The organism is Pantoea sp. XY16, assembly GCF_025153065.1.
Lineage (GTDB): Bacteria > Pseudomonadota > Gammaproteobacteria > Enterobacterales > Enterobacteriaceae > Pantoea > Pantoea alfalfae.
The window spans coordinates 1-18,003 of the sequence record NZ_JANZNP010000005.1 but is presented as its reverse complement, the minus strand read 5'-3'; the positions used below and the strand labels follow the sequence as shown (position 1 = coordinate 18,003).

General features: G+C 58.7%; 15 protein-coding genes. 5 read left to right on the top strand and 10 right to left on the bottom strand.

Annotation, left to right across the window (positions count from 1 at the left end; translation table 11 throughout):
* The first annotated feature begins 95 nt into the window (after positions 1–95).
* Together malP and malQ are read left to right on the top strand one after the other, a co-directional pair.
* The gene (gene malP, locus N1689_RS07890) at positions 96–2,498 is read left to right on the top strand and encodes a maltodextrin phosphorylase (protein WP_260058476.1); all 2,403 of its coding nucleotides are present in this window, start codon (positions 96–98) and stop codon (positions 2,496–2,498) included.
* 8 nt (positions 2,499–2,506) lie between these two features.
* Complete coding sequence (malQ, locus tag N1689_RS07885; RefSeq protein WP_260058474.1) at positions 2,507–4,573, top strand: 4-alpha-glucanotransferase; 2,067 nt, start codon at positions 2,507–2,509, stop codon at positions 4,571–4,573.
* 317 nt (positions 4,574–4,890) lie between these two features.
* On the opposite strand, the gene malM is transcribed toward malQ, so the two are convergent.
* The 3 genes from malM to malK form a co-directional block, all read right to left on the bottom strand.
* Positions 4,891–5,823: a maltose operon protein MalM gene (malM, locus tag N1689_RS07880; protein ID WP_222925811.1), complete on the bottom strand. Its 933-nt coding sequence runs from the start codon at positions 5,821–5,823 to the stop codon at positions 4,891–4,893.
* 98 nt (positions 5,824–5,921) lie between these two features.
* The gene (locus N1689_RS07875; protein ID WP_222925812.1) at positions 5,922–7,223 is read right to left on the bottom strand and encodes a maltoporin; all 1,302 of its coding nucleotides are present in this window, start codon (positions 7,221–7,223) and stop codon (positions 5,922–5,924) included.
* Positions 7,224–7,266: 43 nt separating this feature from the next.
* Entirely contained in the window at positions 7,267–8,376 is a 1,110-nt protein-coding gene (gene malK / locus N1689_RS07870) for a maltose/maltodextrin ABC transporter ATP-binding protein MalK (protein WP_150015485.1), read from the bottom strand.
* Positions 8,377–8,738: 362 nt separating this feature from the next.
* Between malK and malE the strand changes: the two genes are divergently transcribed.
* The 3 genes from malE to malG are packed head-to-tail and all read left to right on the top strand — an operon-like array spanning position 8,739 to position 12,437.
* Positions 8,739–9,929 (top strand): maltose/maltodextrin ABC transporter substrate-binding protein MalE, encoded by a 1,191-nt coding sequence (gene malE, locus N1689_RS07865; RefSeq protein WP_161735456.1) that lies wholly within the window; start codon positions 8,739–8,741, stop codon positions 9,927–9,929.
* Between the two features lie 58 nt (positions 9,930–9,987).
* Positions 9,988–11,514 carry a maltose ABC transporter permease MalF gene (malF, locus tag N1689_RS07860; protein WP_260058472.1) on the top strand — a complete coding sequence of 509 codons (1,527 nt, stop codon included), beginning with the start codon at positions 9,988–9,990 and terminating at the stop codon, positions 11,512–11,514.
* A gap of 32 nt (positions 11,515–11,546) precedes the next feature.
* On the top strand, positions 11,547–12,437 hold the full coding sequence (gene malG, locus N1689_RS07855; protein WP_260058470.1) for a maltose ABC transporter permease MalG: 891 nt from the start codon (positions 11,547–11,549) through the stop codon (positions 12,435–12,437).
* Positions 12,438–12,522: 85 nt separating this feature from the next.
* Here malG and N1689_RS07850 read toward each other — a convergent pair whose 3' ends face one another.
* The 7 genes from N1689_RS07850 to N1689_RS07820 all read right to left on the bottom strand — a co-directional run.
* Positions 12,523–13,131, bottom strand: a complete 609-nt coding sequence (locus tag N1689_RS07850; protein WP_161735452.1) for a TetR/AcrR family transcriptional regulator — start codon at positions 13,129–13,131, stop codon at positions 12,523–12,525.
* Positions 13,106–13,723, bottom strand: a complete 618-nt coding sequence (locus tag N1689_RS07845) for an NAD(P)H-dependent oxidoreductase (RefSeq protein WP_161735451.1) — start codon at positions 13,721–13,723, stop codon at positions 13,106–13,108. Before N1689_RS07845 ends, N1689_RS07850 begins: the two co-directional genes overlap by 26 nt.
* A 97-nt stretch (positions 13,724–13,820) precedes the next feature.
* The gene (locus N1689_RS07840) at positions 13,821–14,891 is read right to left on the bottom strand and encodes an iron-containing alcohol dehydrogenase family protein (RefSeq protein ID WP_260058468.1); all 1,071 of its coding nucleotides are present in this window, start codon (positions 14,889–14,891) and stop codon (positions 13,821–13,823) included.
* Positions 14,892–14,900: 9 nt separating this feature from the next.
* Positions 14,901–15,569, bottom strand: a complete 669-nt coding sequence (locus tag N1689_RS07835) for a methionine ABC transporter permease (protein ID WP_013196174.1) — start codon at positions 15,567–15,569, stop codon at positions 14,901–14,903.
* Positions 15,557–16,345, bottom strand: a complete 789-nt coding sequence (locus N1689_RS07830; RefSeq protein ID WP_161735445.1) for a methionine ABC transporter ATP-binding protein — start codon at positions 16,343–16,345, stop codon at positions 15,557–15,559. Before N1689_RS07830 ends, N1689_RS07835 begins: the two co-directional genes overlap by 13 nt.
* Positions 16,338–17,141 carry a MetQ/NlpA family ABC transporter substrate-binding protein gene (locus N1689_RS07825; protein ID WP_260058758.1) on the bottom strand — a complete coding sequence of 268 codons (804 nt, stop codon included), beginning with the start codon at positions 17,139–17,141 and terminating at the stop codon, positions 16,338–16,340. The genes N1689_RS07830 and N1689_RS07825 overlap by 8 nt, the downstream gene beginning before the upstream one ends.
* Positions 17,142–17,176: 35 nt before the next feature.
* On the bottom strand, positions 17,177–18,003 hold an 827-nt coding region (locus N1689_RS07820), incomplete at its 5' end, for an isopenicillin N synthase family oxygenase (RefSeq protein WP_260058465.1).

Sequence of the window (18,003 nt, the reverse complement as noted above, 5' to 3'; positions counted from 1 at the left end):
CTGCCCTAATTCTTTTCAGGAGGATGAGCAATGATTTCCGCCTGGGCAGACTGTCGGCACATTGATCCATTTTCTGTTTTTACAGGACATCAACCATGACACAGCCCGATTTCAACCCGACTCAGTTCAACGCTGCCCTGACCCGTCAGTGGCAGCGTTTTGGCCTGCGCAATGCGCAGGAGATGATCCACGCACAATGGTGGCAGGCTCTCAGCGGTGCGCTGGCCGATATGCTGGCCGCACAACCCGCTCGCCCGGCCCCGACAGATCTCCGCCATGTTAACTACCTGTCGATGGAGTTTCTGATCGGTCGCCTGACCGGCAACAACCTGCTGAACCTGGGCTGGTATGACGCGGTTAACGACGCGCTGTCGGCCTGGAACATTTCACTGACCGACGTGCTGGAAAACGAAACGGATCCGGCGCTGGGCAACGGCGGACTCGGTCGTCTGGCCGCCTGCTTCCTGGATTCCATGGCGAATGTGGGGCAGCCTGCGACAGGCTATGGTCTGAACTATCAGTACGGACTGTTCCGCCAGCGCTTTGAACAGGGCGCACAGATTGAAGGCCCGGATGACTGGCAACGCGATTGCTACCCGTGGTTTAACCATAATGCTGCGCTCAACGTCAGCGTTGGACTGGGCGGTAAAGTGGTGACCGCTGCGGGGCAGCAGCAGTGGCAGCCGGCGTTTGAACTGGTTGGTGAAGCCTGGGATCTGCCGGTCGTTGGTTTTGAGAATGGCATCAGTCAGCCACTGCGTTTGTGGCAGGCGAAACATGCGCAGCCGTTTAATCTTAGTCGCTTCAATGACGGTGACTTTCTGCGCGCGGAGCAACAGGGCATTGATGCAGAAAAACTGACCAAAGTGCTCTATCCCAATGACAATCACCAGAACGGTAAAAAGCTGCGTCTGATGCAGCAATATTTCCAGTGCGCCTGCGCGCTGGCTGATATTCTGCGTCGTCATCATCGGGCCGGACGCAGCATCGAAACCCTGGCCGATTACGAAGTGATCCAGCTGAACGACACTCATCCGACGCTGGCAATCCCGGAACTGATGCGTCTGCTGCTGGATGAGCATCAGCTGAGCTGGGATCGCGCGTGGCAGATTACGCAACAGACCTTCGCCTATACCAACCATACCCTGATGCCGGAAGCACTGGAGTGCTGGGATGTCCGGCTGGTGCGCAGCCTGCTGCCGCGCCATATGATGATTATCAACACCCTGAACGCGCAGCTGAAAACAGCTGTCACGGCGCGCTGGCCGGATGATGAAGCAAAATGGGCGAAACTGGCGCTGGTGCATAATAACCAGTTGCGGATGGCTAACCTCTGCGTTACCAGCGGCTTTGCAGTTAACGGCGTGGCGGCGCTGCACTCGAAACTGGTGGTGCAGGATCTCTTCCCGGAATATCACCAGCTGTGGCCGGAGAAATTCCATAACGTGACCAACGGCATCACACCGCGCCGCTGGATCAATCAGTGCAACCCGGCGCTAAGTGCGCTGATCACCCGAACGCTCAACAAGCCGTGGCTGAACGATCTTGATGCCCTGCAGGGACTGGAAGCCTTTGCGGATGACGCCGCCTTCCGCGCGGAATATCGCGCCATCAAGCAGCAGAATAAGCAGGCGCTGGTCGGCTGGATCAAAAACCGTACCGATATCGAAATCGACCCCACTGCGCTGTTTGATGTGCAGATCAAACGCCTGCATGAGTACAAACGTCAGCATCTGAGCCTGCTGCACATCATTGCGCTGTGGCAGACGCTGGTCACCGATCCGCAGGCAAACCGTGCGCCGCGTGTGGTGCTGTTTGGTGCCAAAGCAGCGCCCGGTTATGCGCTGGCGAAAAACATCATCTACGCCATCAATAAAGTGGCCGGGGTGATCAATCAGGACCCGCGCATCGGCAACCGCCTGAAAGTGGTGTTTATTCCCGATTACAACGTCTCCGTTGCCGAGCGACTGATTCCCGCCGCCGATCTCTCCGAACAGATTTCTACCGCCGGTAAAGAGGCCTCCGGCACCGGTAACATGAAGCTGGCGCTTAACGGAGCGCTGACCATCGGCACACTGGATGGGGCGAATGTTGAGATCGCTGAGCAGGTCGGCAGCGAGAACATTTTTATCTTCGGACATACCGTGGAACAGGTGAAGGCGTTAAAAGCCGATGGCTATGCCCCGGCGCAGTGGCGCAAAAAAGATCCGCAGCTCAATCGGGTTTTACAGACGCTGGAAGATGGCACCTTCAGCCAGGGTGACCTCCACGCCTTTGACGCGATGCTGCACAGCCTCGGTCCGGAAGGCGGCGATCCTTATCTGGTGCTGGCTGACTTCCAGCCCTATCTGAACGCGCAGGCGCAGGTGGAACTGCTGTGGAGCGATCAGGAGGCCTGGACCCGTGCCACCATCCTCAATACCGCGCGCTGTGGCATGTTCAGCTCCGATCGTGCGATCCGCGATTACCAGCAGCGCATCTGGCAAGCGAAACGCTAAGGAACGTGATGAAAGTTTTGGACGATTTTTCGCTGGCAGGCATCGCCGCAGAGTATATCAATGCGCACGGTAAGCCGCAGGCGATCCCGACCCTGACCCGCCAGCGTTTGCTGGCGGTGATGCAGCCTCCCCATCCGCTGAGCACGCCGCTGCCGCCAGGAGTCATTTTTCACAGCGGCGACCTGCTGAGTCTGTCGCCACAGCTGAGCGACGATGCCCACTGGCATCTTACCAGCGAGGCGGGTGAGATCAGCTCAGGTCGCTGCCAGCCCGCCCAGCCGCTGCATCTGCCGCCGCTGCCCGAAGGCTATCACCAGCTGACGCTGCAGCAGGGCGCACAGCAGTGGTCGTGCCGGGTGATTATTGCTCCGGCCCGCTGTTATGAACCCCCTGCACTGCTGGCGGGTGAGTCGTTGTGGGGCGCCTGCGTGCAGCTCTATACCCTGCGCTCGGCGGAAAACTGGGGCATTGGCGACTTTGGCGATCTGCGCAGGATGCTGCCAGAGGTGTCCGCACGCGGCGGCGCGTTTATCGGTCTTAATCCTGTCCATGCGCTCTTTCCTTCCTGCCCCGAGAGCGCAAGCCCTTACAGCCCGTCGTCCCGACGCTGGCTCAATGTACTCTACATCGATGTAGGCGCGGTCACTGACTTCCGGCAGAGCGCCACCGCGCAGGAATGGTGGCAGTTGCCGGAGACGCAGCAGGCGCTGGAGCAGGCTCGCGCGGCCGAATGGGTCGATTATGCGGCGGTAACCCGGCTGAAGATTCAGGCACTGAGCCTGGCGTGGTCGCAGTTCACCCAGCGTGACGCCGCCGATTCAGAGGTACAGGCGTTTAATGTGTTTATCCGGGAGGGTGGCGAAAGCCTGCAGCATCAGGCGCTGTTTGATGCGCTGCACGCCGACCAGATGGCACAGGATAGCGGGCGCTGGGGCTGGCCAGTCTGGCCGGAGGCGTTGCAGAATCCCGGTACCCCGGCTGTGCAGGCATTTTTGAAACAACATCAGGATCAGGTGCGCTTCTGGCTCTGGCTGCAGTGGCTGGCCGCGAAGCAGTTTGCCGACTGCTGGGACATCTGCCAGCAGCAGCAGATGCCGATTGGCCTTTACCGCGATCTGGCGGTGGGTGTTGCGCAGGGTGGCGCAGAGACCTGGAGCGAGCGCGATCTCTACTGTATGGAGGCCAGCATCGGTGCGCCACCCGATATTCTCGGTCCGCGCGGCCAGGACTGGGGGTTGCCGCCCATGGATCCGCAGGTGATGCGGCAGCGCGCCTGGGAGCCGTGGATCGCCCTGCTGCGCGCCAGTATGCGCCACTGCGGCGCGCTGCGTATTGACCATGTGATGGCGCTGATGCGGTTGTGGTGGATCCCGGCTGGTGAGGGCGCGATGCACGGGGCTTATGTGCACTATCCCATCGACGATCTGCTGGCGATTCTGGCGCTGGAAAGTCAGCGTCACCGCTGCATGGTAATTGGCGAAGATCTCGGCACCGTGCCGGAGGCGATTGTCGATAAGCTGAGGGACGGCGGGGTCTACTCCTATAAGGTGCTCTATTTTGAGCAGGAGTCAGCCCATGGTTTTCGTCCGCCCGCCGAATGGCCACGGCAGGCAATGGCGGTCGCGACCACTCACGATCTTCCGACGCTGCGTGGCTGGTGGCAGAGCGATGATTTGACCACCGGCGCACAACTCGGCCTCTATCCCGACAAGGTGATGCTGGCCGGGCTATATCAGGATAGGCTGCGGGCGAAGCAGGCACTGCTGCAGAGTCTGCATCGCGTTGGTGCCCTGCCGAAACGTGCCGGACGCGATGCACGTCGCACCGGCATGAGCAAGGCATTAAACCGGGCGATGCAGCACTATCTGGCTGACAGTCACAGCGCCCTGTTGGGACTGCAACCGGAGGACTGGCTGGATATGGCGGCGCCGGTCAATATACCGGGCACCCGCGATGAATATCCGAACTGGCGACGCAAACTGAGCGTACCGCTGGAAACGTTGTTCAGCGATCCTGCCACTGACACGCTGCTGCGTGATCTGACGGCACGACGTAAGCGGCTACTGCGCGACTGAAGGTTAACGCGCGACGCAGACTCGTGACTGACGCAGACTGTTTTACATAATTTTCAGTTATTACAGCGTGCGGGCCGGCAACGGCTCGCACGCTGCTACTGTAATCAGCGCCTCTCAACAGTGATAAGATCACCCTGAGCACGAGCATCTGAAAAACACACCGGATGCTGTTCAGGATTTAATCAACTTAAGAATTTGTATTCGCCCAATCCTGAGATTGCTTTAACAGCCATGTCATGCAATCAGGATCTCTGCAACAAAAAAAAGGTGCGCCGCAGCGCACCAGATGGAACAACATCAGTATTGTCGGGGCAGCTTCACCCCTTGCCTTTAACACTACTGATAAAGGTTTGCCGCGCAGAAGTGGAACCCAGCCGCTCGGCTTCATCCAGCAGTTTCAGCGCCTTGTCGATATTGCCGCTGTTCACCGCCTCGGTGATCTTCTGATTAAAGTAACGCTCGGTGTCGCTCATGATCGGTTCCGCGCGGGCTTTGGGCGCGGGCGCTGCGGCGGGTGCCGGTGCTGCGCTGTACGCTGCCGCAGGTGCGGTATTGCCGACGGTCACCGCGCTCGGGCCGGATGAACCAAACAGCGGCCCGACCAGAATGGATGAGCCGGAGCTGGTCTGCATCTTCAGCTTGATCGTGCCTTCCCGGCTGTGGCGGGCGACGGGATCGGGGATATCCGGTACCGCATGACCGGTGCCCTGGGCGTAGGCCTTGGCCGGGTCAAGCAGCGTGGTGGTTTGCGTCAGATCGCTGTCGGTGGTGAACACCAGCAGGTAGATTTTTTGCTGACCCAGCGCCGGGGTTAGCTTCATCACCCCTTCCAGTCGATCTGCCGCCATCACGCCCGGCTTCTGATAGGTAAAGTAGCGGCTGGGGAACCAGGCCGCGGGACGCAGGTTTTCATCCAGCACCAGCACGTTCGGCGCGAAAACCTGACCGTTCGCCACTTCACTGCTCAGCGTCAGCGTCAGTTCGCCGATATTGGCGGGCAGACTGTAGGCCGCGACCGACCCGGCAATGTGTGGCGCGTTCAGCGTCTGGCCGCTGTTCGAAAGTGTCGTGGTCTGGGTCTGAGAGGCCGCCAGCGGTTGCCAGCTCAGACGTTGTAGCGATTCAGGTGCCACGACGGGTGCAGCGGAGAGATCCTGTGGCACCAGATTAACATCGGCCAGGGCAGGCAGAGTGTGCCCTGTCAGCAGCGCCGCACTCAGACAGAGTGCAGCCAGTTTTTTCATTTTCATTATGCGTACCTTATTACAGGTCGCGATGTGAACCAGGCAATGGCACACCACGACCAAAGAGATCCCTCAGGCGCGACGCCGCGCCTGTCAGAAAAGGGTTACCACCAGATTTCCATCTGCGCGCCGAAGGTGACTTCGTCGTTGTTGCCACGGCTGTTAGTCAGGATGCCGTTGCCGCTGGTGTCCGCAGAGGCGAAGGTGGTGAGATCGCCTGAGTTATCTTTGTTGTAACCCCACTTTTCATCCCATTTGGCGTAGGTCGCGAACAGACGCAGTGCCGGACGAGACCAGATGCTGTCGCCCGCCTGCCACTGCTGCGCCAGCGTCACTTTGTACTGGCCGTTGCGCTCGTTAGCCTGCTGCGATTTGACGTTGTCGTAGCCCAGTTCCAGCAACGTGCTCATAATCGGCGTCCATTTGTACATCGGGCGCACACCCACGGTGTACCACTCGGTGCCGCGGTTGTTGTCCAGATCGATGTTCTGATACATGGCGACGTACATCAGGTCCCAGCGTTCCGCCAGCGAGATCGCGCCGTGATCGAGAATACGATACATGTCACCATTGTTATTCAGACTGGTACCCTGCGGCACGCCTTTGCCCTGCGAGGTCAGCGCATCAGTGGCGTACTGCAGCACGAACTTGTTGTAACCCTTCAGCATGCTCTGGGTATGTTCAGCCGTGAACATCCAGCCATCTTTCGACGCGCCATCCTCCAGACGGTAGTCGTCACGGACATTGGCACGACCGTAATCGACACCCAGTTCCAGCACGCCATCCGTATTAGTTTCCAGACCGGCCAGACGCACATCAAACACGTCGTTGGCAGTGCTGGTGGCGAAGTCACGGATACGATCGCTGGAGAAGGTATAAGAGCCGCCGGCTTCAGACGAACGGGTTGCCGCGAAAGAGAGCTTACCAAAGCCCAAATCGACATCTTCCAGACCCGCGCCCGGACCGGAGATATCCCAGTAGTAGAAGTCGATCATATGAACGTCGTGACGCTGATAGAACCGCTTACCGGCCCAGATGGTTGAACCTGGCAGCGCATCAATCAGGTTTTTACCTTTGACGTTGGCTTCGCGGAAAGCGGGGGATGTCGCTTCCCAGTCATTCTGCTGTGCCACGGAGTAAGCCACGTTGGTGTCGAAATAGAAGCTTTTGTCGCCCTCTTTCCACACTTCCTGGCCTAATTTCAGTTCGGCGTAGGTTTCACACTCGTTACCCAGACGGTACTTACTTTGAGCGCCGGTCGCCTGAAAACATTGCTGCTCGCCACCGCTGCCGGTCCAGCCAATGCCGGAACGGGCGTAACCGGTAAAATCAACCGCCATCGTCGGGGCGGAGAGGGTGCCCACCGCGACGGCAACGGCAATGGGAAGTTTGCGCAGAGTTAACATTTTCTATCTCCTGAGGTCATTGCTTTTATTGTTTTTGGCAGGGCTATACACCCGGCTCCTGATACAGCCTGCGGCACGCGCTCCCGTCCTCGCGGAACAGGTGACAACGCTCGGGCGGCAGGCCAATACCGAGGATGGCGCCCTCTTTTACCAGCACGACGTCCTCCTGGCGGTAGACCAGGTTCTGACGGATAGCGGGAATCTCGATGTGAATCTGTGTTTCATGCCCCAGCTGTTCCACCACCTGCACTTCCCCTTCCAGGGTGACGTCGGCGATATCGCTGGAGAGCAGATGTTCCGGGCGAATACCCAGTGACATATTGCTGCCGACCTGGACGCCAGCACTGTCCACCGGCAGCCAGACCAGCTGCTGATTCGGCAGCCGCACCTGGACCTGATCAATGGCGGTGGCGGTCACTTTTACCGGCAGGAAATTCATTTTGGGTGAGCCAATAAACCCGGCGACAAAGCGGTTGGCGGGATAGTGATACAACTCAAGCGGCCTGCCGACCTGCGCAATGCGCCCGGCATCCAGCACCACGATCTTGTCTGCCAGCGTCATCGCTTCGATCTGATCGTGGGTGACGTAAATCATGGTGCGCTTCAGGCGCTTATGCAGACGGGAGATCTCAATGCGCATCTGAACGCGCAGTGCCGCGTCGAGGTTCGACAGCGGTTCATCAAGCAGAAAGACGCGGGGTTCCGCCACCAGCGTGCGACCAATCGCCACGCGCTGACGCTGGCCGCCAGAGAGGGCTTTGGGACGGCGATCAAGCAGGTGAGCCAGTTGCAGAATCTCAGCGACCTGATTGACGCGCTGATGGATCTCCGCTTTTTTCACCCCGGCCAGCTTCAGGCCGAAAGACATATTCTCCGCCACCGACAGATGGGGATAGAGCGCATAAGACTGAAACACCATGCCGATGCCACGTTCGGCGGGCGGCACCTCATTCATGCGCCGGTCGCCGATTAACAGTTCGCCGCTGGTGATGGTTTCCAGTCCGGCAATCATGCGCAGCAGCGTCGATTTGCCACAGCCCGACGGGCCGACGAAAACAACAAATTCCCCTTCACGAATAGTGAGATCAATATCTTTCGACACCACCGTATCGCCCCAGGCTTTTGTGACATTGCGTAGCACAACGCTCGCCATGATCCCTTCCCTCTTAGCTGCACATTCGTGTCTGCCGGGCGGCAGACGGGTTCCGGGGCTCACTATGCGAGAGGAAACAGGGAGTAACATCCTCCGCCGCGACGCAATCTGATGGGGGAGGAGGCGGGAGGAGGAGAAATGCGGGCTGACTCGGCAGGCCGCGCGCTGCTGCGCTTTTTTGTGATCGCTGACGCAGACCTGCAGGATTTTTTACCGCTTCAGCACGCGCTTAAGGCGCTTTTTGCCTGTGCGATCACAGCGATTACGCCAGGGGCGTAGAGCGCAGGAGGATGAGATGCCGGTGTGGATCCGCACAATGATGCCGACAGAGCATTCACCACTTCCGCTAACAGGATGGATTTATGACGATGAAAACCGGAGCACGAATTCTGGCCCTTTCTGCCCTCTCTGCTGTGCTCTTTTCAGCAAGCGCGATGGCAAAAATCGAGGAAGGTAAACTGGTCATCTGGATCAACGGTGACAAGGGGTATAACGGCCTTGCCGAAGTGGGTAAGAAATTTGAGCAGGAGACCGGTATCAAAGTCACGGTCGAACATCCTGACAAAATGGAAGAGAAGTATCCGCAGGTCGCGGCGACCGGCGATGGCCCGGACATTATCTTCTGGGCGCATGACCGTTTTGGCGGCTACGCGCAGTCGGGCCTGCTGGCTGAGGTGACACCGGATGCCAGCTTCCGCGAAAAAATCTTCCCTTTCACCTGGGACGCGGTGCGCTTTGACGGCAAGCTGATCGGCTATCCGATTTCAGTGGAGTCGCTGTCACTGATCTACAACAAAAAGCTGCTGCCAACTCCGCCAAAAACCTGGGAAGAGATGGCCGCGCTCGACAAGCAACTGCGCGCCAAAGGCAAAAGTGCCATGATGTTTAACCTGCAGGAGCCTTACTTCACCTGGCCGTTGCTGGCCGCTGGCGGAGCTTACGCCTTTAAGCTGAGCGATGGGCACTATGATGTGAAGGATGTCGGCGTCGATAACGCCGGGGCGAAAGCGGGCATGCAGTTCCTGGTCGATCAGGTCAAAGCCAAAACGCTGAATGCGGATACCGATTACTCCATTGCCGAAGCCGCCTTCAACAAAGGTGAGACTGCCATGACCATCAATGGTCCGTGGGCATGGGGCAATCTGGATAAGAGCGGCATCGACTATGGCGTCACAGAATTGCCTGCCTTGAAGGGAAAACCGTCTAAAGCCTTTGTCGGCGTACTGAGCGCCGGGATCAATGCCGCCAGTCCAAACAAGGAACTGGCGAAGGAATTCCTGGAGAACTATCTGCTGACCGATTCCGGACTGGAAACGGTCAACAAAGACAAGCCGCTGGGTGCCGTGGCGCTGAAATCTTATCAGCAGACGCTGGAGAAAGATCCACGTATCGCCGCCACCATGAGCAACGCGAAACAGGGCGACATCATGCCGAACATCCCGCAGATGGCGGCCTTCTGGTACGCGATGCGCACAGCGACCCTGAATGCGCTGGGCGGTCGTCAGAGCGTTGACGCCGCACTAAAAGATGCCCAGGCCCGTCTGAAGAAGTAATTCTCCCTTTTGCAGCCGGGGCAACCCGGCTTGAGTGATCGTTAAGGAAAACCGCATCATGTCAGGAAAACCGAAAACGCGCAGTCTGCTGCTGAAAAGCGTTCTCATCGCGCTCTGCTGTCTGCTGGTCGGCTATCTGCTGGTGCTGATGTACGCGCAGGGCGAATATCTTTTTGCGCTGCTGACGCTCATCCTCAGCGCGACCGGACTGTGGATTTTTGCCAACCGTCGCGCCTATGCGTGGCGCTATGTCTATCCTGGTGTCGCCGGAATGGCGCTGTTTGTGTTGTTCCCCCTCGCCTGCACTATCGCCATCGCTTTTACCAACTACAGCAGCAGTAACCAGCTTACCTTTGAGCGGGCGCAGCAGGTGCTGCTGGGCCGCACGTTCCAGTCGGGTGAGGCGGTGAATTTTTCACTCTTCCCGGCGGGTGATCGCTGGCAGCTGGTGCTGAACGATGGCAAAGATAATTTTGTCTCCCCTCCCTTTGCATTTGGCGCAGATCAGACGCTGAAAATGGCTCCCGCGGCACTCCCTGCAGCCGAACGTGCCACCTTCAGGGTGATCACCACCCACCGTCAGGCGCTGAGCCAGATCCGCGCCGAGCTGCCGGATGGCCGTCAGCTGCGGATGAGTTCGCTGCGTCAGTACTCTGGTACCCAGCCGCTTTATCGGGTTGGCGCGCAGGATGAGCTGATTAATCAGCAGAGCGGCACGCATTACCGCGCCAATCCGCAGACCGGTTTTTATCAGGCCATCAACGCAGACGATAACTGGGGCAACGAAACCCTGAGTCCCGGCTTTACCGTGAATACCGGCTGGAAAAACTTCGTACGGGTCTTTACCGATGAAGGGATTCAGAAGCCGTTCCTGGCGATATTTGGCTGGACGCTGCTCTTCTCGCTGATCACAGTGGTGCTGACCGTGGCTGTGGGCATGGTGCTGGCCTGTCTGGTGCAGTGGGAAGCGCTGCGCGGCAAAGCGGTCTATCGGGTGATGCTGATTCTTCCCTATGCCGTGCCGGCCTTTATCTCGATCCTGATTTTCAAGGGGCTGTTTAACCAGAGCTTTGGCGAGATCAACGTGATGCTGAGCGTGCTGTTTGGTGTAAAACCCGCCTGGTTCAGCGATCCGACGCTGGCACGCACCATGCTGATTATCGTCAACACCTGGCTCGGCTATCCCTACATGATGATCCTCTGCATGGGGCTGCTGAAAGCCATTCCTGACGACCTCTATGAAGCCTCGGCGATGGACGGTGCCGGCCCGCTACAGAACTTCTTCCTGATTACGCTGCCGCTGCTGCTGAAACCGCTGATGCCGCTGATGATTGCCAGCTTTGCCTTTAACTTTAATAACTTTGTGCTGGTGCAGCTGCTGACCAACGGCGGGCCGGATCGCCTGGGCACTACCACACCAGCCGGTTATACCGACCTGCTGGTGAACTACACCTGGCGTATCGCCTTTGAAGGCGGTGGCGGGCAGGACTTTGGTCTGGCCGCCGCTATTGCCACGCTGATCTTCCTGCTGGTGGGTGCGCTGGCGGTGATCAACCTGAAAGCCTCGCGGATGAAATTCGATTAATAGCCTGTTGGACCAGGCGCTAAGGAGTTGTTATGGCTATGGTACAACCCAAATCGCAACGGCTGCGTCTGCTGACCACGCATCTGCTGCTGCTGCTGTTTATCGCGGCGATTCTCTTTCCGCTGCTGATGGTGATCGCGATTTCCCTGCGTGCCGGGAACTTCGCCACCGGCAGCCTGATCCTGGAGCAGATCTCGTGGGAGCACTGGCGGCTGGCGCTGGGCTTTAGCGTTGAACATGCCGACGGACGGGTTACACCGCCGCCCTTCCCGGTGCTGCTGTGGTTATGGAATTCGATCAAGATTGCGGCAATCAGCGCGCTGGGCATCGTGGCGCTCTCCACCACCTGCGCCTATGCGTTTGCCCGTATGCGCTTTACCGGTCGCGCCAGCCTGCTGAAAGGGATGCTGATTTTCCAGATGTTCCCGGCGGTGCTGTCGCTGGTAGCGCTCTATGCGCTGTTTGATCGTCTCGGCCAGTATCTGCCCTTTATCGGGCTGAATACCCACGGTGGAGTGATCTTCGCCTATCTGGGCGGCATTGCGCTGCATGTCTGGACGATTAAGGGCTATTTCGAAACCATCGATGGGTCACTGGAAGAGGCCGCCGCGCTGGATGGCGCAACGCCGTGGCAAGCGTTCCGGCTGGTGCTGCTGCCGCTGTCGGTGCCGATTCTGGCGGTGGTGTTTATTCTGGCGTTTATCGCTGCAGTAACTGAAGTGCCGGTGGCCTCGCTGCTGCTGCGCGACGTCAACAGCTATACCCTGGCGGTGGGGATGCAGCAGTACCTCAATCCGCAGAACTACCTGTGGGGGGATTTTGCCGCGGCGGCGGTGCTCTCCGCGATTCCGATCACCCTGGTTTTCCTGCTGGCACAGCGCTGGCTGGTCAGCGGATTAACCGCGGGCGGGGTGAAAGGCTAAACGATCATCATTGTACGTTGCCACTGCTTACACAACGCCTGTTGTGGTTGAATGATTCGGCGGCCTGCGGGCCGCCTTTTTTATCCTAATCCGCTTCTGACGCCAGACTGCCCGCCACTAGCGCCATCACCATAGCCGCTATCGCCTGCTGACCTTCAGGCTTGCTGATATCGCCGCGTGCCACCGCGCCTGCGATGGCATCCGCGCCCCCCAGCAGCCCCCACATGCCGGCTTCCGCAATACCGCTGCTGCCAGCAAAAGGCGCAAGCCAGCGCTGACAGCGGGCAATAAAATCGAGCTGATAGTGGCGTTTGACGGCGGCCAGTTCCGGTGAGGTACTGAGCGCGGACAGCAGTTCGGGTATTTCGCGCCCCTCCGTCATCACACAATCGACATAACAGGCCGCGAGCACGTCCGCTTTTTCTGGTAATTGCATCGGCGCGGCATCCATCGCCGCATTCATCCGCTCGCTCTGGCGGCGATCAAAATCGTCATACAACGCCGCCAGCAGCCCATGACGGGTAGTGAAATGGTCATACACCACCGGTTTACTGACGCCTGCCGCGTCGCCGACCCGCGCCAGCGTCAGCGCCTCGCTGCCTTCCGTCTGCATTATCTGCCACGCGACGTCTGACAACTGCCTGCGTCGGGCCTCACGTGACAGACGCTTACGGGGTGTTTTTTCTACGGTCATGTTTTTCCTGATGGGCGAACAGACGCTGGCCCAGAGCCTGCGCCAGCTGATAGTGCGACTCAGGATAACCTTCATCGCCGATCAGTAACAGCTCACTGGTCACCACCGGCGCACCGCAGTAGTCAAAGATGCCGTTTTCAATCTGATTACGCATGCTGGTGAAATAGCCGCGCCGCACAAAGGTTCGGGTGTCCGCCGCGCCAATGGCCAGCAGATGCACAGGCAGATGGCCAAGGCGTTTAATTACCCGGCCATCCTGTTCGCTGAAGGCCCAGTCCTGGATAAACACCCGGTCGATCCAGCCTTTGAGCTGTGCCGGGAATGACCACCAGTAAATCGGATAGACCAGTACCAGCGCATCGGCGCGGTCCAGTCGCTGCTGTTCCGCCAGCACTTCGGGCGATGCCATAGCCTGGCCGTTGAAACGTCGATGATCATCGAGCGTGAAGCGTGGATCAAACCCTTCTGCCGCCAGATCGGCCTTTTCAACCGTGTGGTGCCCTGTCGAGATTATGCCCTGCGCCAGCTGGTCCGCCACGTGGTGGGAATGCGCATCCTGATTAGGATGGGAAGTCACTATGAGTGCATGCATCGTTGTCACCTTACCTGATTAGCCATTAAGCTACTAAAGGTAAGTTACTATTGGTAGGTTATCAAGCGGCAACGTCTGTTCTTCTGACTCACCGCATTTACGGTTTAAACGCGGCCGTCGCCAGCAGAGCCTTCTCCAGTTGATGAGGGTCAAACGTAAAGGGAAGATGCGCCAGGCTGGCGGCGGGAAAGTGGATTTGCTGCGCGATTTGATGCACGGTGTCGGCGTCGATAGCCGCAGGTAGCGTCAGGGGCGAGTGGAAACGGCGCAGCAGCGACAGCAGTTCCGGCTCGACCTGTTTGCCCTGCTGTTCAATCCAGGACTGGATCAGCAGGCTGAAACCGACCTTTTCGCCGTGCAGCCAGTGATGCAGTTCTGGCTGGTGCGTCAGACGGTCGTGGATAACATGGGCAAAGCCGGGCGTCGCCATTGCGTCCTGAATACTGTTCGCCAGCCCTGCCAGTACAATATTGGCTTCAATCACCTTCTCCAGCGCCGGGGTGACCTGTTGCGCTAAGTTATCGGCCACCGCCGTTTCACCCCACTGTCTCAGCACCGTCACCGCCTGCCAGGCGGCGACGACTTTAAGATCCAGCGCCATCCGGTGCGGCGTCTGTCGCTGATAAGGTTCAAACTCAAACCATTTCGCCAGCGCGTCCACAATACCGGATCGCAGGTAGCGGACGTCGCTATGGGCAATCACTTCACTGTCCACCAGAATCCATTCCGGCATGGCGTTAAGTGGCTGACTGCGAAGATGCCCGCCCTGCTTGTTATAAATAATTGCCAGCGGAGACCAGGCTGCGCAGGTGGCAGCCAGCGTAGCGAAGTTGACCAGCCGCACATCCGGCAGGGCATCATTGACCGCTTTGGCACAGTCCAGCACCCGCCCGCCCCCGACGGCCAGAATCAGGGTGGCTCCGTGCGTCTGCACCCGCTGTTGCAGTGAAGCTATCGCCGCATCGGTGCATTCACCGGTCAGCATGTCGAGCTGCCAGCGAATGCCTGCCTGTTCCAGGCTGATGGTCAGTGCCGGATTCACCGCCTGCCAGGCGTGCGGCGAGGTGAGGATATGTATATGCGAGGTCAGCGGCCGGATAATCTCACCCACTTCAGACCGGAGTCCTGGCCGTTGCAGATAGCCTTTTGGCGACATTACACGAAACATCGCTGCCCCTTAACGCCGATAAGCCAGCGAACGCACCAGGCGGTCACCGAGTTTCTGAATCAGCATCACCAGCGCCAGCAGCACCACAATGGTGGCCGCCATGATCTGGTTATCGAAGCGCTGATAGCCGTAGCGAATCGCCAGATCGCCCAGTCCGCCGCCGCCGACCACACCCGCCATCGCCGAGAAGCCAATCAGCATCACAATAGTCAGGGTAATGCCCGCCACCAGCGCAGGAAGTGCTTCCGGCAGCAATACGCGGCTGACGATATGCCACAACGTGCCGCCCATTGAGACTACCGCCTCAATGCGGCCGCGATCGACCTCATCCAGCGCGTTCTCCACGATGCGGGCAAAAAAGGGAAAGGCGCCCAGCGTAATCGGGACAATCGCGGCGGTACTGCCGAGCGTGGTGCCGACCAGCAGGCGGGTAAAAGGGATCAGTGCGATCAGCAGCACCACAAACGGCAGCGCGCGCCCAGTATTGACCAGCGCATTGAGCAGTAGTGAAATCGCGCGGTTAGGCAGAATGCCCTGGGGACGGGTCAGGAACAGCAGCACGCCCACCGGTAAACCTATCGCAACCGTAAAGAGTGCCGCCAGCAGCACCATATATAACGTTTCGCCTGTGGCGTTCAACAGCAGTTCCTGAAACCGATCGCTACTCATGCTACGCATCGGGTTAATGCCTCTCGCTGATATTTTTCAATAAACGCCCGGTCCGCTTCGCCATCCTTCAGCAGCATTTTGCGCAGGCGTCCCTCTTCGCGTCCCATAATCTGGCTCAGCGTTCCGCTCTCGACCAGCTGGCCATTCTCCAGCAGCGCCGCACCGTCACAGATACGCTTTACTACCGCCATTTCATGGGTAATCAACACAACTGTGATATTGAGCTGCTGCTGAATATCGGCCAGCAGATCGAGAATCGAGGTGGTGGTTTCGGGGTCCAGCGCGCTGGTCGCCTCATCGCACAGCAGATAACGCGGTCGGGCGGCCAGCGCGCGGGCAATGCCGACGCGCTGTTTCTGTCCACCTGAGAGCTGCGACGGCCAGGCGGCCGCAAAGGACTCCAGCCCCACCAGTTTCAGCAGCGAGGTGACCCGCTGGCGGCGCGCCGCCTTAGGCACACCCGCAATCTCCAGCGCCAGATCGACATTGTCCTGCACGTTACGGGAATGCAGCAGATTGAAGTGCTGGAAGATCATCCCCATCTGCTGGCGCTGCTGACGCAGCTGCGCCAGGCTCAATGTGGCGAGATCCTGACCATCTATCTCAATCCGCCCGCTGGAAGGACTCTCCAGCCGGTTCAGGCAGCGCAGCAGCGTACTTTTGCCCGCCCCGCTCCGGCCCAGGATACCAAAGATGGTGCCCTCTTCGATGGTCAGAGAGATATCGTCTAACGCTGGCGCAGGTGCGCCAGCGTAGTGTTTGCTGAGATGACTGAGCTTAATCATGCTGCTGGTCCGCAACCGGAATCACAGAGCCCTGATAGGTTTTACGGATGAACTCTGCCACCTGCGGCGAGCGCAGATCTTTCGCCAGCTGAATCACTCGCGGATCTTTCGCCAGTTCAGGCGTGGTCACCAGCAGGTTGGCGTAAGGGTTATGCGCCACGGACTCCAGCCCCAGCGCATCTTTTGCCGGATTCAGACCCGCTTCCAGGGCATAGTTGCCGTTGATAATGGCGGCATCAACGTCATCCAGTGACCGTGGCAGCTGCGGTGATTCGATCTCAACAATTTTAATTTTCTTCGGGTTTTCACTGATATCTTTCGGCGTCACCAGCGTCGAACCCGCCTCGCCCTGCGCGTTAAGTTTAATCACCCCTTTGTCCTGCAACAGCCAGAGTGCGCGGCTCAGGTTGGTGGTGTTGTTCGGCACGGCAATGCTTGCGCCCTCTGGCAACGCTGCCAGCGATTTCACCTTACGCGAGTAGATCCCCAGCGGCTCAATATGCACACTGGCGACCACGGCAAAGGTTTTTCCCAGCGCTTTCTCCTGATCTTTTAAATAAGGCAGATGCTGGAAGTAGTTGGCATCGACATCCCCGGATGCCAGCAGTTCATTGGCATTCACGCCCCCGCTCAGCTCAACAATTTTGATATCCAGTTTCGGATCCAGAGTTTTGACATACTCAAGGATTTCCGCATGCGGCAGCGGATCGGCCGCCACGCGCAGCGGTGCCGCCTGTAAACTTTGAGCAATCAGCAGTGAAAGACCAGCCAGAACCAGAAAGCGCTTTTTAATCATCATCATTTATCTCTTATCGTTATCAGTCGTAGTTTTTAGTGGGTGTTGTGTTCGGGATAGAAACGCTGGGCAACTTCCGGATGCGAACGCAGCCGGCCTTTAAGGTAATTCCAGCCAACTTCTCGCAGGAGCGGGTTAAGCGGATCGCTGCTCGGTCCCTGCGCCAGCTCAGCCAGCTGCGGGGGAAGCTGATAGATTGGCACGACGGCGTCGAGCTGTGCGCCAAGGAAGAAGGCGATGGATAAGCGCTCATTGTTCTGCTGCGGCGACACCACGCGGTGTACCGTCGCGCGCAGATAGCCGTTGGTCGCCAGCTCCAGCAGTTCGCCAATGTTGACCACAAACGCGCCCGGCAAAGGTGAGGCATCAATCCAGTTGCCCGGCGTCACTTCAACCTGCAAGCCCGGCTGGTCGTCCTGTAATAACATGGTCAGGAAACCCGAATCCTTGTGTGCACCTACACCCTGGCGTGATTCACCCTCGGTGCGGCCCGGATAGCGGATCAGTTTGATGTGTTCGTTGGGATAGTCGCCGTAAAGGTTATCGAAGGCGTTACGTGGCAGGTTCAGCGCTTCGGCAAAGGCGCGCAGCAGCTCCAGCGCCACGGCAGTCATCTGCTGCTGCCAGCGGGTCACCACCGTCTGCAATTCAGGCAAGGCTTCAGGCCACTGGTTCGGCCCCTGCATGCGTTGCCAGGTCGGGGAATCGGCGGTGACGGGCAGCGCTTCGCGCTCTGCGCCAATATCGAACTGCTCACGATAGTCGGGCTGGCTGCGGGTGATTTCCACGCCCGCCAGGTTGTAACCACGAAAATGCGGTGAGTTGGCCATCGCGACCGCCGTTTTGTCCGCCTGCGGCAGAG